This is a genomic window from Marinactinospora endophytica (genome assembly GCF_054780875.1).
The window spans coordinates 118725-144063 of record NZ_BAAGVM010000006.1; the positions used below are offsets into that span (position 1 = coordinate 118725).

A 25339-nucleotide genomic window follows, 5' to 3' on the forward strand; every position below is an offset into this window, starting at 1 on the left:
GTCGGACCGGTGGACCTGATCCGTTCCTGGGGTGCGGCGCTCGTCGCCTACCTGGTGGCGACCGCCCTGGCGACCGCGTCGGTCACCTCGCGGATCGCCGAAGGCGCCAGCGGGGAGCTCGGCGCGGTGCTGCTGCTGTTCGGTCCGGGCGCGCTGCTGGTCCCGTTGGCGACCACGCTCGCCGCGGGCCTGGGCTATCCGCGGTCGTGGCCGGGAGGGCCGACACGCCGGGCGTTCGGCGTTGCGACCGTCCCGGTGGCGACGGTCCTCATCGACACGGTGCCGTCGTGGTTGCTCGCGGGCGAATCCGGCTCGGCCGGTGTCGCCGCCTTGACGGTGTTGCGCGTCGCGGGGGTGGCGCTGGGGTGGGCGTCGGCGCGCCTCCTGCGCCCTCCCCGCACCGGCCCCTCCCGCCCCCACCGTTGACCTGAACGTCTGCCACTCCCTGACGGGGTCACCGGGACCGTGGGCGCTCGTCGGTCCTGCGCCGTCGGCGTGCCACGGTCAGGCGCCCCGGCCCATGCCGTGCCGGGAACCAGACGGCGAGGGGGTGCGCGGGCCGACGCCGGCGCCACGACGGCTCCCGGCCGATGGGGCCGGGACCGACGCGCCCTCGCCGAACAGAGGAGGCGAGCAGCGCGCGGTGACATCGGTGCGCCCAGACGCGCGGTGGGGCCCTCCCGTCCTGGGCGGGCGCGGGGCGAGCGGCAGGCGGCCGCCGACAGGAGGATCCCGGCACGGGGCCGAGGTTCCACGGGAGGCGCCCAACCCGACGGGGGCGTTAGGAGTGGGACGACCGGCCCGGTGAGCGCGGACAACAGGAACCGGCCCCCTTCACCGCGCAGGGGAGCCGGGCCTCACGCGTCCTCTCCGGGCCGTGCCGGGCGGAACCTGCCGCCCGCCGCCCTTCGCGCCCGCCACTGGCCCCGCCCCCGGCCGCAGGACCTGGCCGTATCCGGTCAGCCGCCGGCACGTACCGTGAGCGCGCCCGCGCTCCGCCCGCCCGCCGCTACTCGATCGGGTGGCGCCTAGCGCGTCGAACGCGGTAACGGTCCGGCCCGGTCACTCCGTCCGCCACGCCGAAGTCCCCTCCCTCGGCCACGCACCGTGACCGCCCCATGGTGGGCGTGGAATCGTTACGTGCTCGTTCGATCGCGCTGCGTAGGATGCGGGTCTACCCGTCCCGTCTCGATCCCGCGGGAAACCGCTGACCAGGAAGACCCGTCCCGTGTCCTCCTTCCCCGCTCCCCCGCCTGTTCCGCGATCCGAGGGTCCCTCCCCCCACGCCAACGTTCCCGAGGCCTCCCCGGGAGGAGCGGGAGACGTGGGGGCGCCGGACCGCCCGGCCCTGCCCGCCGGTTTCGACGTCCCGCCCTCGGGTGGCGGCGTGCCGGCCGCGCCCCCGCCCGCCGCACATCGGGCCCCCGCCCCGACCGGGTGGGCCCGTGACGACGAGTTGTCCTCGACAGCCCTGCTGCGGGATGGCCGGCCCCCTCCGCCGGGAGGTTGGAGGCGCGCCCTGTTCACCTTGACCGGAGGACTGTTGAACCCTGGCGAGTCGCGGGACGAGCTGCGCCGGCGCGAGTTCCGGAATCGGGCGCGTACGCCGGCGGATCGGGGGCATCACCGCGTCGCGGTGCTGGGGATCAACGGTGGTGAGGGGCGCGCCGCGACCGCGGTGGGGCTCGGTTCGGCACTGGCGGAGGGGCGCGGCGACCGCGTCATAGCCCTGGACGCCGACCCCGGTCGGGGCGCCCTCGCCCGGCACGCCTCCGCGCGCCCGCCCCGGGAACGGACGGTACGGGACCTGCTGGCGGCCGGGGACACGTTGAAGCGCTACGCCGACGTGCGGTCCTACACCGGGCAGCTGCGGTCCCGCCTGGAGCTTTTGGCCTGCGCCCCGCTGCCCGTGGGGGAGGCGTTCACCGCCCGGGAGTACCGCGATCTCGCGGCGGTCGCCGAACGCTTCTACTCGGTGTGCGTCATCGACTGCGACGCCGACCTCCCGCGTCCCCTGCTGGAGGAGGTCCTGTCGTCGGCCGACCAGATCGTGCTGGTGACGCCGCCGTCGCCGGAGGGGGTGCGCGGGGTGACGGGGGCGTTGGACCGGCTGAGCGGTCAGGGGCACGACGTCCTTGCGCGTGGCGCGGTCGTGGCGGTCTGCGCCGCCGGAGGGCGCGGGGAGCCGGGGTCGGACCGCGCCGCTGCGGGGTTCGCGCTCCGTTGCCGGTCCGTCGTGACGATCCCCCATGACGCCGGTCTCGCGGCGGGGGCCGCCGTGGAGCCGGCCGTGTTGCGCCCGGTCACCCGTCGGGCCTACCTCCGGCTCGCGGTGGAGGTCGCCTCCGGTTTCGCGGCGGGCTGACAGCGTTCGAAGGTGCGGGGCCGGGGGCCCCGGAAAAGGGAACGCGCCTTCGCCGGGAGAGGGGTCGGCGAAGACGCGGGTCCGAGCGGGCCGGCCGTGGCGGCCGGCCCGGGGCGTGCTACTCCTTCATGTAGCCGATGTCCTCGTAGATGACCGAGGCCATGCCGTTGGCGCCGAAGTTGGCGAGGTCCTCCTGGACCGCCCAGATACCGGTGCGCTGGAAGAACGGGATGCCCTGGCCGTTCTCCCACAGCAGGGTGTCGATCTCGTTGGCGATCTCGTAGTAGCGGTCGAGGTCGGTGGTGCGCACCATCTCGGCGTACTTCTCGTTGATCTCCGGGGTGGAGGTGCGGCCGTTGTTGTTGCCCCAGTCCTCCTCGTCGTCGTTGAACGGGCCGCCGTAGTTCTCGTAGGACTCACCGGCGAACGGGGTGGTGCCGACCTGGACGAAGGACGACATGTCGAAGTTGCCGGTGTAGATGTAGTCGGTGAAGAAGGCGGTGGAGGGGACCGACTCGATCTTGACCTCGATGCCGATCTCGCCGAGCATCTGCTGGGTGATCTCGGCCTCGCTCTGCGTGGTCTGCAGGCCCGAGGGGACGACGTAGGTGAGGGAGAGCTTCTCGCCGTCGGCGTTGACGCGGGTCTCGCCCTCGGCCTCCTGGGTCCAGCCCGCCTCGTCGAGGAGCTGGGCGGCGCGCTCGACGTCACGCTGCCCCAGGTCACCGCTGTTGTCCTGGAAGGAGGGCTGGTTGGAGCGGATCAGCCGGTTGACGGTCGGGTCGCTGGGCCAGTCGACCCCTTCGAGGGATGCCTTGGCCAGGGCCGACCGGTCGATGCCGAGCATGACGGCGTGGCGGACGTCGAGGTCGGCGAGCGGGCCGCGGCCGGCGTTCATCTCGATGTAGCGGTAGCCGTTGTCGATCGCGCGGGCGATGCGGGCGTCCTCGCGCTCCTGGGCGCGCTCGTAGGAGGGCGCGTCGTAGCCGACGTAGAAGGCGTCGATCTCGTCGTTGACGAACACGCCGGCCATCGCGTCGCTCTCGTAGGTCGCGTAGGTGATGCGGTCGAGCTTGGCGGGCTCACCCCACCAGTTGTCGTCGCGGACGACGGTGACGCGCTGGGTGGTCTTGTCGATCTCGTCGAGCTTGAACGGGCCCGCGGTGACCGGGATGTCCTCGAGGTAGCCCTCGTTGAACTTCTCCGGGTCCTCCATGTACTCGGCCGGGTACAAGACGTCGAACAGCCCCTGCCACTCCGCGTAGGGGGTGTCGAAGGTGAAGACGACCTCGTACTCGTCGGCGCCCTCCTCGACCTTGGAGATGTCGCCGTAGCCGGCCTTGGTGCCCATGTTGAAGTCACCGTCGGCCCGGCCGGACATCGTCTCGACGGTCGCGGCGTAGTCCTCCCAGGTGATGGGCTCGCCGTTGGACCACTTCGCGTCGGGGTTGAGCTTGAACGTGACGGTGCTCCCGTCGTCGCTGACGCTGCTCTCCTCGACGTAGTTGGTGTTGGGCGTCGCCGCGCCGGTGTCGTCGAAGTTGTGGGCGCGCGGCATCAGCGCCTGCAGGATGTCGAGGTTGACACCCAGGTTGCCGTCGGTGTGGTAGCTGTTGAACTGGGTGATGAAATCGCTGACCGCCCAGTTGAGGGTGCCGCCGTCCTGGAGGGCGTCCCGCTCCTGCGGGTTGACGTCGCTGTTGGCGATGTCGGCGAGGGTCGGGGTGTCGTTGCCGCCCTCGTCCTCCTCCCCGCCTCCGCCACCGCACGCGGTGGCGAACAGGGTGAGCGCCAGGACCGGTGCGGCGAACGCCGCGCTCCGTCTGATTCGCATCGTGATCGTTTCCTCCTCAGGGGATGTACCGGCCCGGCGGGCCGAGCGGGGTCAGACGACGGCGCGCTGCTGCGCGTAGTGGCAGGCCGCGCCGTGATCGCCGGTGGACAGTGGCCTGATCTGCGGCTCCTCGTCCAGGCAGAGCCGTCGCTCGCCGTCGCCGAGTTCCTTGAACTTCGGGCAACGGGTGCGGAAACTGCACCCCGATGGGGGGTCGGCGGGGCTGGGCAGGTCGCCTTCGAGCACGATGTGGGTGCGGGCGCGTTCCTTCTCCGGGTCGGGGATGGGGATCGCCGACAGCAACGCCTGGGTGTAGGGGTGGGCGGGCGCCCGGTAGATCGACTCGACGTCGCCCAGCTCGACGATCCTGCCGAGATACATGACGGCGACACGGTCGGCGATGTGCCTGATCACCGACAGGTCGTGCGCGACGAACAGGTAGGACAGCCCCAGCTTGACCTTGAGTTCGTCGAGGAGGTTGATGACGCCGGCCTGGATGGAGACGTCCAGCGCGGACACCGGCTCGTCGAGGACGAGCAGGCGGGGCTCCAGGGCGAGCGCCCGGGCGATGCCGATGCGCTGGCGTTGGCCGCCGGAGAACTCCTGGGGGTAGCGCGCCGCGTGGGCGGGGTCCAGGCCGACCAGGCGCAGCAGTTCGTTGACGCGGGCGGCGAGCCGGGCCTTGGGGTGGCCGTGGGTGCGCAGCGGCTCGGCGACGATGTCGAAGACCGGCATGCGCGGGTCCAGGGAGGACATCGGGTCCTGGAAGACGACCTGGAGCTCGCGGCGGGTCTCGAAGCGCTGCCGGGAGTTGAGCGTGCCCGACTCGCGTCCCAGGACGACGACCCGGCCGCGTTGGGGGCGGTCCAGGCTGAGGATCTCCATGAGGGTGGTCGACTTGCCGCAGCCGGACTCGCCGACGAGGCCGAGCGTCTCGCGTTCCCGGACGTCGAAGGAGATGCCGTCGACCGCGTAGACCGTGCCGACGCGGCGCTTGAACACCGCGCCCTTCATCAGGGGGTGGTGTTTGACGAGGTCCTCGACCTCCAAGACGACGTCGCGCTCCTGCCGGGGGACCTCCGCGGCGGTGTCGTCGGGGATGTCGGGCAACGGGTAGATGTCGGCCGCGCCCCACCCGTTCTCCTCGACCTCCTCGGCGCGGACGCAGGCCGCGCGGTGTCCGGACGCGCCGATCGGGACCAGTTCGGGTTCGGCCGCGGTGCACCGTGGTTCGGCGATCGGGCAGCGCGGCGCGAACGGGCAGCCGGGCGGCAGGTCGCTCAGCGACGGCGGGGTGCCCTTGATGGGCACCAACGGCGCCCTGCCCGCGTCGTCGAGCCGGGGCACCGAGCCGAGCAGGCCCATGGTGTAGGGCATGCGCGTGCGGTAGTAGACGTCGTCGACGTCGCCGATCTCGACGGGGCGGCCGGCGTACATGACCAGGACGCGGTCGACGAATCCCGCGACGACGCCGAGGTCGTGGGTGATCATGACGATCGCGGCGCCGGTCTCGCGCTGCGCCGTCTTGAGCACGTCGAGGATCTGGGCCTGGATCGTGACGTCCAGCGCGGTGGTGGGCTCGTCGCAGATGATGACGTCGGGCTGGTTGGCGATGGCGATGGCGATCATGGCCCGCTGCCGCATGCCGCCGGAGAACTCGTGCGGGAACGCCTTGGCCCGTTGGGCGGCGTTGGGGATGCCGACGAGTTCGAGCAGTTCCACGGCGCGCGCCGCGGCCTGTTCCTTGCCGACGTCGGGGTTGTGGATGCGCACGGCCTCGGCGATCTGGTCGCCGACGGTGTAGACCGGGGTCAGTCCGGACAGCGGGTCCTGGAAGACCATGGCGATCGACTTGCCGCGGCGTTTGGCCATCTCCCGGTCGTCCAGGCCGAGGAGTTCCTCCCCGTGCAGCCTGACCGAACCACGGATCTGCGCGTAGTCGGGCAGAAGGCCCATCGCGGCGAGGGAGGAGACGGACTTGCCCGACCCCGATTCGCCGACGATGCCGAGCACCTCGCCGCGCCGCAGCGCGTAGCTGACCCCGCGCACGGCGCGCACGTCGGGGGCCTTGCCGACCCCGGGGAAGGTGACGTGCAGGTCGGTGACTTCGAGGACGGGGGCGTCCCCGGGTCGTTGGTCGGTCACGGACGTCTCTGTTCTGGTCTGGGATGCGGTCATGTGCGGGTGCCTCCCGTCTAGGCGCGTCGCGACTTGGACTGGGGGTCCAGCGCGTCGCGCAGTCCGTCGCCGATGAGGTTGACGGCCAGGACCAGGACGACGAGCAGGCCCGTGCAGAAGACGAACGTCCAGGGGTGGGTGATCGCCTGGCGGGCTCCGATGGCGATGAGCGAGCCGAGGGAGACGTCGGGGGGCTGCACGCCGAAGCCGAAGTAGGACAGGCTGGTCTCGGCGATGATGGCGGAGCTGACGTTCATCGTGGCGTCGACGATGAGCAGCGAGGACATGTTCGGCAGGATGTGGCGGAAGATGATCTTCCAGGCCGGTACGCCCATGTAGCGGGCGGCGAGGACGTATTCGCGTTCCTTGAGCGAGATCGTCATGCCGCGGACCATCTTGGCGGTGATCATCCACATGAACGCGGCGAGCAGGAGGACGAACAGCAGCCAGTTGCTGCCCCGGATCCAGGGGAACAGGATCGCCAGGATCAGGAAGCTGGGCAGCACCAGCGCCAGGTCGGTGATCCACATCAGCGCCTTGTCGGTGACGCCCAGGAAGTATCCGGCGAAGGAGCCGACGACGGCGGCGACGAGGGTGGAGATGACCGCGACGAGCAGGCCGATGATGATCGACTTCTGCAGGCCGACCATCGTGATGGTGAAGACGTCGCGTCCGGTGTTGTCCGTGCCGAGCCAGTGTTCGGGGCTGGGCGGCTGGAGGAAGTTCGCGTAGTCGCGTTCCTCGAAGGTCCAGGGGCTGATGGCCGGCCCGATCCAGGCGGCGGCGGTGAGCAGCAGCAGGACCACGATGCCGACCACGACCCTGCGCTGGCGGAGCATGGTGCGCAGCACCGTCGACCAGCGGCCGGGGATCCGTACCTCGTCGGTGCCGCCCTCGTGGCCGGCCCCGGTCTCTCCGGCCACGCGCTCGGTGGACATGCTCATGGCGTCTTCTCCAGCGGGGTGAAATGGGGCGCGAGGGGCACCGCCCCGTTGTCGGTCCACGGGTCGGGAAAACGGGTGGCGCGCGGACGGGCCGACACGCGATCCTGGGGGCGCGGCGCACGCCGGTTCTCGTCCGCGCGACGCCTTCCACGTGACATGCCCGAGGCGTGGGCGGGCCGCGTGGCGTGTGGGCCGGCGACGATCTCGATCGGGCTCACGCTCAGCTCACCCGCACCCGCGGGTCGAGCCAGGCATAGAGGACGTCTGACAGGAAGGAGGCCACCATGATGCACACCGCCATGAAACACGACACGGCGGCGACCGAGTTGACGTCGTTCTTGACGATGGAGTCGATGACCCACGAGCCCATTCCGTTCCACCCGTAGATCTTCTCGGTGAACGTCGTCCCGGCCATGAGAGAGCCGAACACGAACGCGAAATAGGTGACGGTCGGGATGAGCGCGGTGCGCAACGCGTGTTTGAACAACGCCTTGCGGCGCGTGAGCCCCTTGGCCATGGCGGTGCGCACGAAATCCGAGCCGATCACGTCGAGCATCATGTTGCGCTGGTATCTGCTGAACGCGGCGAATTGACCGAGCGCCAGGGCGAGGGTGGGCAGGATCGCGTGTTGGATGCGGTTGCCGAGCGTGCCCCAGAATCCGGCGTCCAGGCCGGTCGTGTACTCGCCGGCGTACTGGAATATCGTCGTCCCGGTCCATTCGTTGATGGCCGCGGCAATGACCTGGAGTGAGATCGCCACGACCACGGCGGGGACCGAGAGCATGAAGAACGCGGCGCCGGTGGAGACCCGGTCGAAGACCCGGTACTGCCTGACCGCCCCGTAGGCGCCGATCAGCACGCCGGACACGGCGCCGATGACGGTACCGAACACGATCAACCGGATGGAGACCCCGGCGCGGCGCTGGATCTCCTCGTTGACCGAGGTGTCGCGTACCGTCCGGCCGAAGTCGCCGGTGACGACGTCGCCGAGCCACACCGTGTACCGCTCGGCCAGCGGCGTCTTGTCGTTGAGGTTGAGCCGGTCGAGCTGGGCGTCGACCGCGGCCTCCGTGGGACGGGGGCTCATCTCCGCGTAGTTGGCGCGGGGGCTGAGCGTGGAGGCGGCGAGCAGGTACGCGAACGTGGTGGCCAGGAAGACCAGGACCACGTAGTTCGCCAGTCGCCTGGCCAGGAACTTCCCCAATGGGGGCCTCCCACCTCGTGCCGCAGGGGCGTGAATGTTCCACGGTGGTCGGGTGGGATCTCCTGACGTGGCGTTGCGACACGCTTCTTGTCGCCAAGAGCGTCCGTCCCGCGCCACTGCAGAGGATCTTGCTCCACACGACTACCGAAACGCGTTTTCTCCGGTTCACGATCCGTGCGCCGAATGTCCCCGAGTCTGCGGTACCTCCAGACACCTAGTGATCACCGCGACATCAAGAAAGCGTCACGAGGGCGGTTCCACGGCGGCACGGACCGTTCTCCGCGCAGAAGATTAACGTTCGCGGCCATCCGAGGGATTCAAGATCATCGAGCTCAATAAAATGCCCGAAATTACATTCGCGTACTGTCCATAATTCCTTTCCCGGAGGCCGCGCTCTCGTCTCCGCACCGAGTTCCCCCACGACCCGCTCCTCGCCCCTCCCTTCCGGCGCCACGCCCGCGCCCCGCCTGAGCAGGTCCGTGACGTCGATATGCCGGAGGAAGCACTCAAAGGCCCGGACAACCGACATCATGGGCTGTACGGCGTCCCCGGCCGGATCGCCGTGGCAGTACCGCGCACGCGATCAGGAAGGCTCCTCCATCGATGCAGCTTCTGTCCCCGCTGCGCCTGGCCTGCGGGGTCACCTCCCCTAACCGCCTGGTGTTCGGACCACACGTGACCAACCTGGGCCACGGACGGGCCCTGTCGGAGCGGCACACCGCCTACTATCGGCGCCGCGCCTGTGGCGGCAGCGGAATCATCGTGACCGAAACCGCCTCCGTGCACGATTCCGACTGGCCCTACGAACGTGCCCCGCTCGCCGCCAGATGCGCCCCGGGGTGGGCCGCCATCGCCCGGGCCTGTCATGACGAGGGCGGCCTGGCCCTCGCCGGCCTCGGCCACACCGGCCTCCAGGGCACCGACGCCTACGGCCGGACCGCCCTGTGGGCCCCCTCCGACGTCGCCGACCCGCTCAGCCGCGAGGTGCCCCGGGAGATGGACACCCCCGAGATCGCCGAGATCGTCGCCGCCTTCGCCAACGCGGCCCGGCTCGCGGTGCGTTCGGGCATGGACGGGGTCGAAGTCGACGCCGGTGGACGCGCCCTGATCCGCCAGTTCCTCTCGGCCGTGACCAACCTCCGCGCCGACGGCTACGGTGGCGCGCAACGGACCCGCTTCGCCCGCGAGGTGCTCGGCGCGGTCCGGCGGGCCGTGGGGCGCGGCGCCGTCGTGGGACTGCGGCTGTGCTGTGACGAGCCGGGAACCCCGGGCGGGATCACTCCGGAGACGGCGCCCGCCATCGCCGCCGAGCTCGCCGCGGCCGGGGCCGTGGACTACGTCGTCGTGGTGCGCGGTTCGCTGCGCGCCCCTGATGTGTCGCGCCCCGACGGGCACGTACCGCCCGGTTTCAACGATGCGGCGGCCCGACGGGTGCGCGCCGCCCTGCCCTCCTCGGTCGCGGTGTGCGCGCAGGGGTCGATCGTGGACCCTCGGCACGCCGAGGAGCTCCTCACCGAGGGCCCCGCCGCGCTCGTGGAGATGACCCGGGCCCAGATCGCCGACGCCCGGCTGGGCGCCAAACTCGCCGCGGGGACGCCCGAACGTGTCCGCCCCTGCGTCCTGTGCAACCAGGCGTGCCAGGTGCGCGACCCGCGCAATCCGCCGGTCAGCTGCATCGGCGACCCCTACAGCGGCCACGAGTCCCACCCGCCTGTCGTGCCCGCCCCGGTGGATGACCCCGTCGAGGTGCTGGTGATCGGCGCCGGCCCCGCCGGCCTGGAGACGGCGCGCAACGCGGCGAAGGCCGGGCACCGGGTCCGGGTGGTGGAGCAGCGTGAGCGGACCGGGGGGATGCTGCGCGTGCTGGCCGCGGGAGCCGGCCTGGGGCGCCTGGCCCTGCTCGCCGACTGGTTGACGGCCGAGTGCGAGCGCCTGGGCGTCCGGATCGAGACCGGGGTACGGGCCGGTGCCGCCGACATCGACGCCCGGCTGGCCACCGGCGGCGTGGTCGTGCTGTGCGCGGGTGGCCGGATGGGCGAGCCGGGATACCCGATCGAGGAGGGCGCGGTCGTCCACGACGTCGCCGAGCTGCTGTCGCTGCCCGAGGAGGAGCTGCGCCGGCGGCTGCCCGCGGGGCCGGCCACGGTGCACGATCCGTTCGGGGGCGTGTCGGGGGTGAGCGTCGCCGAGACCCTGGCCGCGTTGGGCCACGAGGTCACGCTGGTCACGCCGGACCATCTGGTGGGTGCCAGGATCGCGACACCGGACGACCGTGCCCGCGCGCTCGCCCGGCTGGCCCGGGCCCGGGTGGGGGTCGTGAAACGCTGCGCGGTGCGCGGTGCCGCCGAGGGCGTGCTGCGGATCGAGCACGTCCACACCGGCGAGACCGGTGAGGTCAAGGGAGGGTTCGTGGTGGAGTGCGGTTTCCGGCTGCCCGACGACGGGCTGTGGCGGGGGGAACGGCTCGGTATGGACCGGGCCGGCGACGTGGTCGCGCCCCGGGGCGTCTACGAGGCGATCCTGGAGGGGCGCCGCGCGGCGGCCGGCATCGAGGAGATGTACAGGTGACCGGTACGGGCCGCTTCCCCCACCTGTTCCGGCCGATGCGGCTGGGGCCGATCACCCTCGCCAACCGGATCGTGTTCGGTGCCCATCCCACCGGGTACGCCGAGGACGGTCTGCCCACGGAGCGTCACGCCGCCTACTACGCGGCGCGGGCGCGCGGCGGCGCCGGCCTGATCATCGCCGAGGAGCAGTCGGTCCATCCCTCGGATCGGCCCCGGGAGCGGACGATCCGCGGCTTCGATCCCGCCGTGGTCGCCCGGCACCGGAAGGTGACCGAGGCCGTGCACCGCGAGGGCGTGCCGATCCTGGCCCAGATCAACCACAACGGCGGCCAGTCGACCTCCCTGTACTCGCGTCGCCCGTTGTGGGCGCCCTCCCCGGTGGCCGATCCGGCCTTCCGCGAGGTGCCCAAGGCGCTGGAGCGGCAGGAGATCTCCGAGATCATCGACGGCTACGGGCTGGTGGCGGGTCACTGTGTCGAGGGCGGATTCGACGGGGTCGAGCTCCAGTGCGCCCACTCCTCGATCGTCCGCGCCTTCCTGTCCCCCGCCACCAACCGGCGCGGCGACCGTTACGGGGGGTCTCCGGCGAACCGGACGCGGCTGTTGTCGGAGATCATCAGCGAGGTACGGCGCCGTATCGGCCCCGATCTGGTCCTGGGCGTACGCCTGTGCTGTGACGAGCTCGTCGACGGCGGCACGACCCTGGAGGACGCGATCGCCGTGGCCCGCGTGCTGGAGGCCAGCGGGAAGGTCGACTACGTCGGCGCCTCCATCGGCGTGTCCACCGCGGCACCGCACCTGGACGGGGCGTCCATGCACATTCCGCCGGGCTATGCCCTGTTCGTCGCCAACGCGCTGCGCCGCGCGGTGGACCTGCCGGTGATCGGCGCCGGCAGGTTCAAGGATCCCGTTCAGGCCGACCGGGCCCTCGCCGATGGCCACTGCGATCTGGTGGACGTGGTGCGCGGCCAGATCGCCGATCCGGACTTCGCGGCGAAGGCGCGCGCCGGTGCGCCCGAGGCGGTCCGGGTGTGCCTGTCCTGCAACCAGGACTGTGTCGGCCGGGTCCGCGCGAACCGGCGGTTGGGGTGTGTGGAGAACCCGCGGGTCGGCCGCGAGTTCCTGCCCGCGCTGTCGTCGCGGCGGGCCGGGCGCGACGTGCTCGTCGCGGGCGCCGGCCCGGCCGGTCTGCAGACCGCGCTCGCGGCGGCACGCGCGGGGCACCGGGTGCGCGTGTACGAGGCCGAGCGCGCGGCGGGAGGCCAGGTGCTCCTGGCGGCGTCCACGCCCGGTCGCGCCGAGTTCGGCGTCCTGGTCCGCAACCAGCTGACCGAGTGCCGTCGTCTCGGGGTGCGCGTCGAGTACGGTCGGCCCGTGGACGCCGAACTGGTGCGGCGCGAGGCCCCGGAGGTCCTGGTGGTGGCGACCGGGGCGAGGCCGCGGCGTCCCGCTTGGGGGCGGGGACGCGAGCGGGTCGTGGACGTGCGCGACGTCCTTTCCGGCCGGGTGCGTCCCAGCGGGTCGGTGCTGCTCGTCGACGAGGTGGGGTTCCACCAGGCCACGGGGACGGCCGAGCTGCTGGCCGACCGTGGTTGCGTCGTGGAGGTGGTGACATCGGCGATGGTCGTCGGCCAGGATCTCGCCACGACGCTGGATCTGGAGAACTGGTGCGTGCGGGCGACCGCCAAGGGGATCGGTGAGACGTGTGACCACGAGGTGGTGAGGGTGGGCGAGTGCGCGCGGACGGGCCGCCTGGAGGTCGAGTTGGCCTATCTGCCGACCGGGGAGACCAGTGGGCGCACCGTCGACTGGGTGGTGTGCGCGCTGCCCCAGGCCCCGCTGGACGGCTTGTACCGCGCCCTGCGCAGGCACCCGAGTGTCCAGACGCTGCGCGTGGGCGACTGTGTCGCGCCACGTCGGGTGGACATGGCGGTCATCGAGGGCGAGCGGATCGGAACGTCGCTGTGAGCGGGAGTCCGGTGGGCCGGGAACAGAGCTGGGAGGAAAGGGAGCCCAGCGGGACGATCGCGGTGGTCCCGGTCCGCGAGGGCCGGTTGCCCGAGGGCGGTCTGGAGGTCATCGCTGAGGCCGGTGGCGCGGTCCTGGCCGGCGATGGCGCCCGGGCGGCGGCGTCCGCGCTGGACGGCGCCGCTCACCCGTTGCTCGTATGGGAGACCGAGGGGTTCCGTCCCGCCGCGTGGTCCCACGCCCTCGCCGAGACCTGCTCGGGGTTCGGCGTGGTGCTGCTGCCGGCCTGCCCCGACGGGCGTGATCTCGCTCCGCGGCTGGCGGCGCGGCTGGGCCGCCCGCTGCTGGCCGGCGCCGTCGAGATCGGCCCCGGTTTCGCGGTGCTCCCGCGTGACGGTGACCGCCGTGGCATCCGGGTGGGGCTGACCGGTCCGGCCGTGGTCACGCTGCGTCCGGGGACGGGGGGAGCGCTTCCCCGCGCCGACTCCGACACGGCACCGGCACCGGTCGGCGGGCTTGCCGCCGGAGACGAGCACGCGGACGTTCTGGACGCCGAGACGCTGGCGGTGGTCGCCCCCGATCCAACGGCCGTGGACCTGTGGGAGGCGCGGCGCGTCATCGCGGGCGGTGCCGGACTCATGAGCGGCCCGGATCGCGGCGTGGCGGCGTTCGCGCTGCTGAGCGAGGTCGCCGCGGCGTTGGGTGCCTCGGTGGGAGCGACCCGTCCGGTGACGGACGCGGGTTTGCTCCCATTGGACCGGCGGATCGGTTCGTCCGGGGCTAGGGTGAGCCCCGACCTTTATGTGGCGTTGGGGGTGTCTGGAGCGCCGCAGCATCTGTCGGGCACCGACCATCCGGCCCATGTGGTCGCGGTGAACCTCGACCCGGGATGTCCGATGATGGCGGTCGCCGACCTGGGGCTGGTCACCGACGCGGCCGCGTTGCTGGAGGTGTTGGCGCGGCGGCTGGGGGTCGGGACCGGTGTCGATCGGGTGGGCGGGGACGAGGAGGAGCTCGGGTGACGCGATTCGACGTGGTGGTGGTGGGAGCGGGCCCGGCCGGATCGGCCGCGGCGCTGGCCGCCGCCCGGACGGGGGCCTCGGTGCTGCTGGTCGAGCGTGGCCCGTTCCCCGGAGCGAAGAACATGCACGGGGGCGTCATCCACGGTGGCGTGCTGGAGAGGCTGATCCCCCGCTGGTGGGAGCGCGCACCGGTGCAACGGTGGGTGACCCGGCGCACGACCATGGTCATGACGGGGACGCAGTCGCTCAGTCTCGATTTCCGTTCCGCCGGCTGGACCCGGCCGCCCTACAACGGGGCGACCGCCTACCGCTCGGAGTTCGACTCCTGGCTGGCCGGCGAGGCCGAGCGGGCGGGCGCCCGGTTGGTGTGCTCCACCACGGTGACCGGGCTGCTGCGCGCCCCCGACGGCACGGTGCGCGGCGTGACCACCGATCGCGAGGGCGGCGACATCGAGGCGGGCGTGGTGATCGCCTGCGACGGGGTGAACTCCCTGCTCACCGGCGAGGCGGGGCTGTCCGCCGCCCGCGATCCCGGCAACTTCGCGCTGGGGGCCAAGGAGGTCCTGGCCCTGTCCCGTGAGGAGATCGACGAACGGTTCGGGCTCAGCGGGCGCGAGGGCGCCGAGATCGAGATGCTGGGCTGTACCGCGGGCATCCCGGGCGGGGCGTTCCTGCACACCTACCTGGACACGGTCGCGGTGGGGGTGGTGGTGTCGGTCGACGGGCTGTCCGCCTCGGGGGTGCGGCCCGAGGAGCTGATCGCCCGGGTGAAGGCCCACCCCTCGATCGCACCGTACCTGCGCGGCGCCGAGTTGAAGGAGTACTCGGCGCACCTGGCACCGCAGGGCGGCTACGACGCGCTGGCCAGGCTCGCCGGTCCCGGTCTGCTCGTGTGCGGTGACGCCGCCGGGCTGTGCCTGGCCGCGGGGCCGTGGCTGGAGGGGGTGAACTTCGCGATCGGCTCGGGCATGGCGGCCGGCGAGGTGGCGGCACGGTCCGTGCGCGCCGGAGACGTCTCCACGGCGGCCCTGGCCGCCTACCGGAACCGCTTGGAGGCCTCGTTCGTCCTCTCCGACCACCGGAGGTGGCGGGAGGTTCCGCGATTGCTACGCTCACAGGCCGTCCACGAGAAATACCCGCGGCTGGTGTGCGACGCCGCCGAACGGGTGCTCACCGTTCCGGCGCCGCGGCCACGCAAGGGCCTCAGCTCGATCCTGCGCGAGACGGCGGCGGCCAACGGAACCCGGCTGCGCGACCTCGTCCGGGACGGCTGGCAGATCCTGAGGAGCTTCACGTGACGATGTTGCCCCGTTTCCGCCGTCGTCCCTGGTCGCGGACCTCGGCCCCCCGCAGGAGCGGTGACGAGACACCCGGCCCTCCCGATTGGCCGGAGCACGCGTTCGAGGACCGGATGGCCACGGTGGAGTTCCGCGTGGCCGAGCAGCCCCACATCGTCGTGGACACCGAGGCGTGCCGCTCCTGTGCCGGACGGCCGTGCATCGGAGTCTGTCCCGCCGACCTGTTCACCCCCACCGCCGATGGCGGCATGGTGTTCAACCACGAGCAGTGCTTCGAGTGTGGCGCCTGCACCCTGGTCTGCTCCCAGGAGGGGACCATCTCCTGGTCCTATCCCCCGGGCGGCCAGGGGGTGGTGCTGCGGTGGGCGTGAACGGTTCCGGCGTCCCCCTCTCCCCCGTTCTCCAGGAGATCGCCAGATGACCATCGCCGCCGCTCTCAAGCTGGTCGACCTGCGCCCCGACATCGATCCGTTGACGGGGACGGTCCGCCTCCGACACCGGCGCGCGACGCACACGCTCGGGGTCTCGCCCGCCGACATGGCGGCGTTGGAGACGGCGTTGCGGATCGGCGAGGCGTGGGGGCAGGAGGTGGTGGCGGTCAGCGTGGGGCCTCCCGAGGCCGCGGAGATCCTGCGCGACGCCCTGTCCGTGGGCGCCACGCGGGCGGTCCGGGTGGAGTTGCCCACCGCGGGGCCGCACGGTTCCGCGGGGAGCTCGACCGTGGCCGCGGCCCTCGCCTCGGTGTTGAAGCCCGCCGGTCCGGCCCCGGCCGGGGTCGTGGTGTGCGGGAACGCGAGCACCGACCGGGGAAGCGGCGCGGTTCCGGCCTTCCTCGCCGACGAGCTGGGGGCGGCGCAGGCCCTGGGGCTGGTGTCGCTGGAGGCGCGCGGCCCGGACGGTTCCCGCGAGCTCCGCGCGGTCCGGCGGTTGGACGGTGGCCGGCGCGAGGTCCTGCGCGTGCCCACGCCGGCCGTGGTGTCGGTCGAGGCGGGGGTGGCGCGGTTGCGGCGGGCTCCGCTGGAGGCGATGTTGGAGCGGGGGTCGCTGTCGGTCGAGACCGCGCTGGCCCCGGCGCCGCGCGACGGCTTCTCCGGTTTCCCGCAACGTCCGGGGCCGTTCCGGCCCCGTCCACGCGCCCTGCCGGCTCCCGACCCCGCCGCCAGCGCGCGTCAGCGGGCGCTGGCGCTGGTCTCGGTGACGATGCGCGGCGCGCCGCGCATCGTCACCGCCACTCCGGAGGAGGCCGCCGAGGAGCTGTTGGCCTATCTGCGCGAGACCGGCCACCTGCCGCCCGACACCGGACGGCGGTGAGCCGTGCGCGCGGGCGGGGTCACAACTCGATGCGGTGACGCAGCTCGGTGAAGACGACACCGTGGCGGGTCTTGGAGCGGCGTGCCCCGTCCAGGCGCCATCCGGTGGACCGGTAGAAGGCGCGCGGGCGGTGGTTCTCCTCGGCCGTCCACAGGGTGGCCGCGCGGTAGCCGGCCGCGCGCAACCGGGCGAGGGCGTCGGCCATGAGAAGCCGGGCGACACCGGTCCCCCAGACCCGGGGGTGGGCGTAGAACATGTGGAGTTCCCCCACCTTGGCCTCGGCGTCGTTGTCGGCCGAGGGGCGCAGGACCGCGAACGCCGTCACCCGGTCCCCGTCGACCGCGACGCGGACGGTCGTTTCGAAGGCGCGGATCGCCTGGTCGAACATCTGTGGACGCAGTGCCTCGGCCCGCAGCTCCTCCTCGGGGAGGAACCCGCTCCAGGCCGCCAGGCCGGCGGCGTGGAAGATCTCGCTCATGACGGGGGCATCGGCTCGGCGCGCCGCACGTATTTCGACCATCGCCCCATCGTCGCATCAGGGTCTGCGCCGTGGGCGGCCGAAGCCCCCGCCGCCCGGGGCGGCGGGGGCGAGGGCTCAGTCCTCGCTGGAACGGCTCCAGATGTTGACACCGATGTCCTGGGCGTACTGGTCGATCTCGGCGAGCTCGGACTCGGTCAACCGGGGGCCGCGCACCGCGGCGATGCTGTCCTCCAGCTGTCCGACACTGCTCACGCCGATCAGCACGGAGGTGATCCGCGGGTCGCGCAGGGCCCAGGTCAGCGCGAGCTGGGCCAGCGACTGTCCGCGGCGACGCGCGATCGCGTCGAGCGCGCGGATGCGGGCCAGGTTGTCCTCGGTCAGCCAGTCGGGGGACAGCGACTTGCCCGCGCCCGCGCGGGAGTCGACGGGGATCCCGTCGAGGTACTTGTCGGTCAGCATGCCCTGGGCCAGGGGGGAGAAGGCGATGCAACCGACCCCCTCGCGCTCCAGCGTGTCGAGCAGTCCCTGCTCCTCGATCCAGCGGTTGACCATGGAGTAGGAGGGCTGGTGGATGAGGAGGGGGGTGCCCATGTCGCGCAGGATCGCGGCGGCCTGGGCGGTGCGCTCCGGCGAGTAGGAGGAGATGCCGGCGTAGAGCGCGCGACCGGAGCGCACCGCGTGGTCCAGCGCTCCCATGGTCTCCTCCAGCGGCACGCTCGGGTCGTAGCGGTGGCTGTAGAAGATGTCGACGTGGTCCAGTCCCATGCGGGCCAGGGACTGGTCGAGGCTGGTGATGAGGTACTTGCGCGACCCACCGCTGCCGTAGGGGCCGGGCCACATGTCGTAACCGGCCTTGGTGGAGATGACCAGTTCGTCGCGGTAGGGGCGGAAGTCCTCACGCAGGATGCGGCCGAAGTTCAGCTCGGCGGAACCGGGCGGCGGACCGTAGTTGTTGGCGAGGTCGAAGTGGGTGATTCCCAGGTCGAACGCCCGCCGCAGGATCGCCCGCTGTGTGGCGAGCGGACGGTCGTCGCCGAAGTTGTGCCACAGGCCGAGGGAGATCTCGGGGAGGTCCAGGCCGCTGCGGCCGGTCCGCCGGTAGGGCATGCGGCCGTCGTAGCGTGCCGCGTCGGCCTGGTAGACCCCCGCGCTGGGGACGTCGAGACGGGGAACATCAGCTCTTCGCACCATGATCGGAATCCTTTCACGTGGGTGACACCGACCGGGCCGCGGGCGGGCCGGGAACGGAGCGGTCCCCGCCCCTGGACGGGGACGGGGACCGCGGGCGGGACCCGGGGGGCCGACGTCAGACGCCGACGTCCTTGCCCCTGGTGTGCCAGATGGAGACCACCGAGGGCCGCGGGAAGTCGCCGCGGTCGGGCCAGGTGCTCTGGGGGGCTCCGACCACACCGTCCTCGCCCGGGTGCTGCGGGGCGATGAAGACCGTCTTCTGGTCCTCGGTGATGAAGGGGCCGCAGCACTCGGCGCCGACGGGGACGGTCGCGAAGGTCTTGAGCTCGCCGCGGTGGCGGCCCTCGACCGGGACGGCGTGCAGCGCGTCGTTGCAGTTGATCGTGCCGGGCTGGCCGTCCGTGGAGATCCACAGGTTGCCGCGCTTGTCGAAGGTGAGGTTGTCCGGCGAGGAGATCGGGACGACCTTGGACTTGTCGTAGCCGGCGAAGTAGGTGCTCTCGTCCTCGGGGTCACCGCAGACGAGGAGGACCTTCCAGGTGAAGGAGGTGGCCCCGGCGTCGTTGCGGCGCTCGGTGATCTCGAGGATGTGGCCGAACTTGTTGGCCGCCCGCGGGTTGGGCTCGTCGGCCTGCTCGGGGGTGCGGCTGGTGTTGTTGGTCAGCGCGCAGTAGACCTTGCCGGTGACGGGGCTGGCCTCGAAGTCCTCGGGGCGGTCCATCTTGGTGGCGCCGACGGCGTCGGCGGCCAGACGGGTGTGGATGAGGACCTCCGCGACGGTGAACCCCTCGACGTAGCTCTTGCGCGAGTCGCACAGCTTGATCCACGTTCCGGTGCCGTCGAACTCGCCGTCGCGGGGCAGCTTGCCCGAGCCGTCGATCTGGCTGGCGGGGCTGTCGCCGGTCAGCTTCGCGACGTAGAGGGTGCCCGAGTCCAGCAGCGTGTCGTTGTGCCGTCGGGATCCCTTGCGGTACTGCTTGTCGCTGACGAACTTGTACATGTAGTCGAAGCGCTCGTCGTCGCCCATGTACACGGCGACCCGCTTGTCCTTGGTCAGGCGGGTGTTGGCGCCCTCGTGCTTGAAGCGCCCCAGGGCGGTGCGCTTGCGCGGCTTGTAGTCGGGGTCGAAGGGGTCGATCTCGACGATGTAGCCGAACCGGTTGGCCTCGTTGGGGTGCTTGGAGAGGTCGAAGCGCTCGTCGACGCGGTCGAAGCGCCGGCTGCCCGCGCGGGTGTCGCCGCTGGTGGCGAAGCCGTAGCGCTTGAGGGCGGCCTTGGCCTCCTCCGGCGCGCTCTCGCCGCCGACGAAGTACTGGTTGAAGTTCTCCTCGGCCGTGAGGATGGTGCCCCAGGGGGTCATGCCGCCGGCGCAGTTGTTCAGCATGCCGAGCACCTCGGTGCCCTTGGGGTCGGCCTCGGTCCGCAGCAGCGGGTCGCCGGCGGCGGGACCGGTCAACCGCATCGGGGTGGTGGCGGTGATGCGCCGGTTGTAGCGACGCCGTCCCTTGGTGACGAGCTTCCAGGCGCCGGTGCGGCCGACCCGCTCGATCTCGACGATGGAGCCGCCGTGGGCGGCCATCCCGATCTTGATCTGTTCGAGGTCGGCGTCGTTGCCGTCGGTGTAACCGGCGAACATGAGGTTCTCGTTGGTGTACTCGTGGTTCACCCAGAGCAGACCCCGGTCGCGCTCCAGCTCGACGAAGGCCACGTAGTCACAGTTGTAACCGAACTGTTTCTCCTGGGCCTCGGCCGTCTGGCGGGAGAAGTCGAACTCCGGGGCGCCGGGCAGGACGGGGTCGCCCCAGCGCACCACGACCCGGTGGTCGTATCCCTCGGGAACGACGACGTCGTCGATCGTGTTGGGGGCGACGGAGGTGAAGCCGAGCCGGGGGTTGCCCCGGCCACCGGGGGCGGCGAGGGCCGGACTGAACGCGCCGCCGGCCCCGACGCCCACGGCCGCGGCCCCTGCGCCGACGGCTCCGGCCCGGAGCACGTTGCGGCGTGAGAGCACTCCGGCGTAGATGTCGCCGAAGTACTCGTTACCGCTGGTGTTGGGGGCCTCGTGGAAACAGGCGTCACCGCAGCGGAAGCGGCAGGTCGCGCGGGAACGGCCGCCGAAGTGCGAGATGAGCGGCAGCAGCCGTCGGCGGGGCGCGGGTTGGGACACTGGTCCTCCTGTCACAAGCGGGGAACGGCCCTCGCCGCACGACGGGTCACACCATCGGTCAGCGGAGGCTCATGACGGCGGGCGGGGAGTCGCCGTACCCTCTTGACTTTCGCTGAGCAGTTCCTCAGGGAGGTGAACCCGGCGTTTACCTCGTAACAACTTCTGTTCACGTTTCCACCTCCCGTACCGCTAAGTAACTCACAAATCACGATGGGTCGCCAGGGAAGTTCCTCCTTGGCCGTCCCCGGCCTTCAGTGCCGGCCGACAGGGACGTCCCGCGGATCTGCCCCACGGTCTCCGTCCACAGAATCGGGTTACTTCCCACCCCCACCTGGGACACCGGGAGCATCGCGCGTATCCTGGCCGTGGATGACAAGTCCATAGCCGCGAACCTCACCCGTCACCGCATGCACTGCCCCGCGTGTGGCCCTTCGCCATCGCGCCGTGAGCCTTCGGGCAGCGGACGCCTCACGGACGGCCACCCCACGTACGTCGCCGCGGCTTGATTCCGGCGTGTCCGCGCACGCCGCTGGGGAGTGATCACATGCCCGACACCCCAACCTCACCGGCACAGGTGCCCACGCCCCGTGCCGGCTCCGTCCACCCGGCCCCCGACCTTCCGGCGAATCCCATGGAAGAGCGCCCTGTCCTCCCGCCCGACGCCGACGCTCCCTTCTCCCGGCGGCGCTTCCCCGGGCTGCCCAGTCAGATCAAGCACGCCCGGCGGTTCGTCGAGCGACTACTCGCCACCTCGCCCGAGGCGGCCACCGCCACCCTGTTGACCAGCGAACTCGCTACCAACGCCATCACCCACAGCGCCTCGGGCCGCCCGGGCGGCAAGTTCGAGGTCACGGTCCGCGCGGCCTCAGGGTGGACCCGGGTCGAGGTGCGCGACCTCGGGGGCTCCGAGCTTCCCCAGGCCCAGCACAAGGATCCCTACGACACCAGCGAGCACGGCCGCGGCCTCGACCTGGTCGAGGCTCTCGCCACGAAGTGGGGGACCGAGCCGCGCGCCGACGGTCTGGGCCTGCTGGTGTGGTTCGAGCTCACCTGGGACGAGGGGGCCTCCCTGGATTCCCCCGGCGTTCGATCGGGCTGACCCCGCCGCCCCTTCCATGACGAGGGTCCCCCACCGAGGTGAGGGACCCGTGACGGCCGCCGGGGCCGGGGATCGGAGCTGCGCGCACGCCCGTCAGCCGTCGGCCGGCGCCTGTGGCTCCCGCGGGAGGCGGTACCTCTCATACAGTTCCCGCGCGTAGTCCATGGCCTCCTGCGAGGGTTCCGCGCCGAGCTCCGCGCGGACGAGGTCGTCGAGGTCGGTGTCGATAGGTTCCATGGGGCGAGCCTGCCTGTGCCGCGGACGGAATGACAAATTCGACGCGCCCCGTCAGCGGAATCGCATGGTTCCTCTCGCCCCCAGCGGGCGTTTGCCGCGAAAAGGGGCGCCGTACCCCCCGAAACGGAGGGTACGGCGCCCTGGTGTGTCACTCCGGCGAGACCGGAGACGGGGTCACTCCTTGTCCGTCTCCTTCTCGGTGTCGTCGGTGGCCGCCGGCTTCTTGGCGGTGCCCGCCGCGGCCAGGGCCGCCTCACGCCGCTCGGCCTGACGCAGGGCGCGCTTCTCCTTGCGCGCCTCGGCCATCGTGTACAGGACCGGGACCAGCACCAGGGTCAGCAGCGTCGAGGTGATCAGACCGCCGATCACCACGACCGCCAGCGGCTGGGAGATGAACGCCCCGCCGCCGGTGATGCCCAGCGCCATCGGCGTGAGCGCGCCGACCGTGGCCAGCGCGGTCATCAGGATCGGACGGAGCCGGTGCCGCGATCCCTCGATCACCGCCTCGCGCAGCTCCATCCCCTCCTCGCGATACTGGTTGATCAGGTCGATCAGCACGATCGCGTTCGTGACGACGACGCCGATCAGCATCAGCAGACCGATCATCGCGGGCAGCCCCAGCGGGATCCCCGTGATGAGCAGCAGTCCCAGCGCGCCGGTCGCGGCGAACGGGATGGACACGAGCAGGATCAGCGGCTGGATCAGGCTCTTGAACGTGGCCACCATGATCAGGTAGACGATCGCGACCGCGGCGACCATGGCGATGCCGAGCTGGGCGAACGCCTCGTCCTGGTCGGCGCTGACGCCGCCGATCTCGGCGGTGGCGCCCTCGGGCAGGTCGAGCCCGTCCAGGGCCTGGGTGAGCTCGGCGGTCACGGCGCCGAGGTCGTCGGCCGTCGGCGTCGCGGAGACGGTCGCGCTGCGCACGCCGTCGCTGCGCGACAGCTCCGGCGCCTGCATGACCTCCTCGACCTCGGCGACGTCGCCGAGCCGCACCTCGCCCCGGGGCGAGGCGATCTCCAGGTCCTCCAGCTCCTCGACGCTGGCGGGCGCCTCCTCGACGCGCACGACCATGTCGCGCTGGACGTCGTCGATCGTGGCGGTGCCGGCGCGGGCCCCCTGGAAGGCCTGGGTGACGGCCTGGCCGATCTGGCCCTCGGTCAGCCCTTCCTCGGCGGCCTGCTCCGCGTCGACCTGCACCTCAAGGGCGGGCTGCTCGGCCGCGATGCTGTTCTGCACGTCGGCGGCCCCGGGGATGTCCCGGACGGCCTGCTCGACCTGCTCGGCGGCCTCCTCCAGCGTCTCCTGGTCCTCGGCCTTGACCTGGACCTCCAGCGTGCTGCCCATGCCGCCGGTCTGGTCGATGCGCGTCTCGGCCTCGGTGTCGACCTCGTCCAGCGCCTCGCGCAGACGTTCCTTGTACTCGGCCTGGTCACCGTCGGGGTCGGTGGTGAGCGTGTACTGGATCGTGTCGCTTCCGCCGCCCATCATGCCGGCCATGCCGCCGCCGCCGATGGAGGACTGGTAGGACTGGATCCAGGGAAGCTCCTCCAGCTTCTCCTCGACCTTGAGGGCCTCCTCGTCGGCCTTCTCCAGCGACGTGCCGACCGGCAGCTCCTGGGTGACGTAGACGGTGTTCTGCCCCTGGTCGCCGATGAACTCGGTCTTGAGCAGGGGGACGAGCGCGAGCGTGCCGATGAGGATCGCCACGGACGCGACCAGCGTGATCGCCCGGTGGGCGGTGGCCCAGCGGATGACCGGCAGGTAGGCCCGCTGCAACGGGTTGCGCAGTTCGCGCTGGTACTCCTCGGCCTTCAGCCGCTCCAGCTCCTCGGCCGGAACCTCCTTGGGCTTCATGAACCAGTAGGCCAGGACCGGGATGATCGTCAGCGAGACCAGCAGCGACGCGGCCAGCGAGACGCTGACGGTGACGGCGAACGGGCGGAACAGCTCGCCCACCATGCCCCCGACGAAGCCGACCGGCAGGAAGACCGCGATGGTGGTCAGGGTGGCGGAGGTGATGGCCGCGGCGACCTCGCGGACACCGGTGTAGACGGCCGTGTACTTGTCCTCGCCGTAGCCCATGTGGCGCTTGATGTTCTCCAGCACCACGATCGAGTCGTCGACCACTCGGCCGACGGCGACGGTGAGCGCGCCCAGCGTGAGGATGTTCAGCGAGTAGCCGAAGGCCTGCACCCCGAGCATCGCGACCAGCAGCGACACCGGGATGGAGACCGCGGTGACGATGGTGGAGCGCAGCGACAGCAGGAAGACCAGGATGACGATGATCGCGAAGGCGAGGCCGAGCGCGCCCTCCTCCGCCATTGCGATGATCGAGTCGTTGATGAAGGGCGCCTGGTCGAACACGATGCTGATCTCGGCGTCGTCGCCGAGGAGCGGGGTGAGCTCGTCCAGTGCGTCCTGCACGGCCTCGGAGATCTCGACCGTGTTGCCCTCGGGCGTCTTGGTGATCATGATGCCGAGGCTGGGCTCACCGTCGGTGCGGGTGATGCTGCTGGCCGGGTCCTGCCTGAGCTCGACCTCGGCGACGTCCTTGAGCTGCACCGGCTCGGGCGCCGCGGGGGCCGCCCCGCCCATGCCCTGGGGCGTCTGCTGCGCGGCGGCCGGGGCACCGCTCGGCATCAGCCAGATGTCCTCGACCTCCTCCAGCGACTCCAGCCGGCCGCCGGTGGTGACGGTGAGGGTGCGGTCGTCCTCGGTGACGTCGCCACCGGGGGAGAGCACGCCGCTGGACTGCAGGGCGTTGGTGAGGTCGGTGACGCTCAGGCCGGCGTCGGCGAGCTCGTCGGCGTCGGGCGTGATGGTGACGCTGGACTCGCGCACACCCACGACCTGGACGCCTCGGACGCCGTCGATCGACTCCAGCTCGGGGACGACCTGCTCCTCGAGCGGTTCGGCCAGCTTCTGCTCGTCGCCGTCCCCTGCGCCCGCGGCGAGCATCACGACCGGAAGGTCGTCGATGCCGAACGCCTGCACGTAGGGATCGACGTCCTCCGGCAGCATGGGCTGGATCTGGTCGACGGCCTGCTGGAGGTCGCGGACGACGTCGTCGGTGGAGTCGCCGTAGTCGAACTCGACCATGACCGAGCCGGAGCCGTTGGCCGCGGTGGAGGTGTATCCGCTGACACCGGGAACGCCCTTGACCGCCTGTTCGAGCGGAGCGACGATCTCCGTCTCGACCACCTGGGGGGAGGCTCCCTGGTACTGGGCGCCCACCACGGCCATGGGGAGTTCGATCGATGGCATGAGCTCACGCTTGGCCGATCCGGTGGCTATCACACCGAAGACGATCGACGCGAGCGTGATCAGCAGGATGAGCGCCCGGTTGGCAAGGCTCATCTTGGCCAATCTGGACATGAAAGAGGTGCTCCTCGAAAGCTGTTCGCGCTGGAAACGGCACCGCCTCGACGGGCGGTGAAGGTTTTTGGGGGCTCCGCGCGGAGCTGAGCAGG

At 71.6% G+C, this 25339-nt stretch carries 18 protein-coding genes; 9 read left to right on the forward strand and 9 right to left on the reverse strand.

Annotated elements, in window-relative coordinates:
* Window positions 1–9: 9 nt before the first annotated feature.
* A complete protein-coding gene (locus ACYVHU_RS13460; protein WP_498948668.1) occupies window positions 10–426 on the forward strand; it encodes a hypothetical protein in 417 nt (138 codons plus the stop codon).
* Between the two features lie 898 nt (window positions 427–1324).
* Window positions 1325–2365, forward strand: a complete 1041-nt coding sequence (locus ACYVHU_RS13465) for a MinD/ParA family ATP-binding protein (protein WP_078762174.1) — start codon at window positions 1325–1327, stop codon at window positions 2363–2365.
* A 118-nt stretch (window positions 2366–2483) separates the two neighbouring features.
* On the opposite strand, the gene ACYVHU_RS13470 is transcribed toward ACYVHU_RS13465, so the two are convergent.
* From ACYVHU_RS13470 to ACYVHU_RS13485, 4 genes are all read right to left on the reverse strand, one after another.
* Window positions 2484–4199: an ABC transporter family substrate-binding protein gene (locus ACYVHU_RS13470; protein ID WP_078762175.1), complete on the reverse strand. Its 1716-nt coding sequence runs from the start codon at window positions 4197–4199 to the stop codon at window positions 2484–2486.
* A gap of 51 nt (window positions 4200–4250) precedes the next feature.
* The gene (locus ACYVHU_RS13475) at window positions 4251–6377 is read right to left on the reverse strand and encodes a dipeptide ABC transporter ATP-binding protein (protein WP_432939113.1); all 2127 of its coding nucleotides are present in this window, start codon (window positions 6375–6377) and stop codon (window positions 4251–4253) included.
* 17 nt (window positions 6378–6394) lie between these two features.
* Window positions 6395–7321, reverse strand: a complete 927-nt coding sequence (locus ACYVHU_RS13480; protein ID WP_078762177.1) for an ABC transporter permease — start codon at window positions 7319–7321, stop codon at window positions 6395–6397.
* 220 nt (window positions 7322–7541) lie between these two features.
* Window positions 7542–8525, reverse strand: coding sequence for an ABC transporter permease (locus tag ACYVHU_RS13485; protein WP_078762179.1), 984 nt, complete (start codon window positions 8523–8525; stop codon window positions 7542–7544).
* 603 nt (window positions 8526–9128) lie between these two features.
* Here ACYVHU_RS13485 and ACYVHU_RS13490 point away from each other — a divergent pair.
* The 6 genes from ACYVHU_RS13490 to ACYVHU_RS13515 are packed head-to-tail and all read left to right on the forward strand — an operon-like array spanning window position 9129 to window position 16691.
* Window positions 9129–11093 (forward strand): mycofactocin system FadH/OYE family oxidoreductase 1, encoded by a 1965-nt coding sequence (locus ACYVHU_RS13490; protein WP_078762180.1) that lies wholly within the window; start codon window positions 9129–9131, stop codon window positions 11091–11093.
* On the forward strand, window positions 11090–13060 hold the full coding sequence (locus ACYVHU_RS13495) for a mycofactocin system FadH/OYE family oxidoreductase 2 (RefSeq protein ID WP_235000990.1): 1971 nt from the start codon (window positions 11090–11092) through the stop codon (window positions 13058–13060). Before ACYVHU_RS13490 ends, ACYVHU_RS13495 begins: the two co-directional genes overlap by 4 nt.
* On the forward strand, window positions 13057–14082 hold the full coding sequence (locus tag ACYVHU_RS13500) for a mycofactocin-associated electron transfer flavoprotein alpha subunit (protein WP_235000991.1): 1026 nt from the start codon (window positions 13057–13059) through the stop codon (window positions 14080–14082). The genes ACYVHU_RS13495 and ACYVHU_RS13500 overlap by 4 nt, the downstream gene beginning before the upstream one ends.
* Window positions 14079–15380, forward strand: a complete 1302-nt coding sequence (locus ACYVHU_RS13505) for an FAD-dependent oxidoreductase (protein ID WP_235000992.1) — start codon at window positions 14079–14081, stop codon at window positions 15378–15380. The genes ACYVHU_RS13500 and ACYVHU_RS13505 overlap by 4 nt, the downstream gene beginning before the upstream one ends.
* A gap of 2 nt (window positions 15381–15382) precedes the next feature.
* Complete coding sequence (locus ACYVHU_RS13510; RefSeq protein ID WP_235001007.1) at window positions 15383–15751, forward strand: ferredoxin family protein; 369 nt, start codon at window positions 15383–15385, stop codon at window positions 15749–15751.
* A gap of 46 nt (window positions 15752–15797) precedes the next feature.
* Window positions 15798–16691 (forward strand): mycofactocin-associated electron transfer flavoprotein beta subunit, encoded by an 894-nt coding sequence (locus ACYVHU_RS13515; RefSeq protein WP_078762183.1) that lies wholly within the window; start codon window positions 15798–15800, stop codon window positions 16689–16691.
* 19 nt (window positions 16692–16710) lie between these two features.
* Here the strand turns inward: ACYVHU_RS13515 and ACYVHU_RS13520 are convergent, their stop codons facing one another.
* From ACYVHU_RS13520 to ACYVHU_RS13530, 3 genes are all read right to left on the reverse strand, one after another.
* Window positions 16711–17211, reverse strand: coding sequence for a GNAT family N-acetyltransferase (locus tag ACYVHU_RS13520; RefSeq protein ID WP_078762184.1), 501 nt, complete (start codon window positions 17209–17211; stop codon window positions 16711–16713).
* A 75-nt stretch (window positions 17212–17286) separates the two neighbouring features.
* A complete protein-coding gene (gene mgrA, locus ACYVHU_RS13525; protein WP_078762185.1) occupies window positions 17287–18363 on the reverse strand; it encodes an L-glyceraldehyde 3-phosphate reductase in 1077 nt (358 codons plus the stop codon).
* A 115-nt stretch (window positions 18364–18478) separates the two neighbouring features.
* Window positions 18479–20530: a PhoX family protein gene (locus tag ACYVHU_RS13530; RefSeq protein WP_078762186.1), complete on the reverse strand. Its 2052-nt coding sequence runs from the start codon at window positions 20528–20530 to the stop codon at window positions 18479–18481.
* A 631-nt stretch (window positions 20531–21161) separates the two neighbouring features.
* Between ACYVHU_RS13530 and ACYVHU_RS13535 the strand changes: the two genes are divergently transcribed.
* Window positions 21162–21629 (forward strand): ATP-binding protein, encoded by a 468-nt coding sequence (locus ACYVHU_RS13535; protein WP_144390144.1) that lies wholly within the window; start codon window positions 21162–21164, stop codon window positions 21627–21629.
* Window positions 21630–21722: 93 nt separating this feature from the next.
* Here the strand turns inward: ACYVHU_RS13535 and ACYVHU_RS13540 are convergent, their stop codons facing one another.
* Window positions 21723–21866 (reverse strand): hypothetical protein, encoded by a 144-nt coding sequence (locus ACYVHU_RS13540; protein WP_200813645.1) that lies wholly within the window; start codon window positions 21864–21866, stop codon window positions 21723–21725.
* Between the two features lie 174 nt (window positions 21867–22040).
* Window positions 22041–25244, reverse strand: coding sequence for an efflux RND transporter permease subunit (locus ACYVHU_RS13545; protein ID WP_078762189.1), 3204 nt, complete (start codon window positions 25242–25244; stop codon window positions 22041–22043).
* Window positions 25245–25339: the final 95 nt, after the last annotated feature.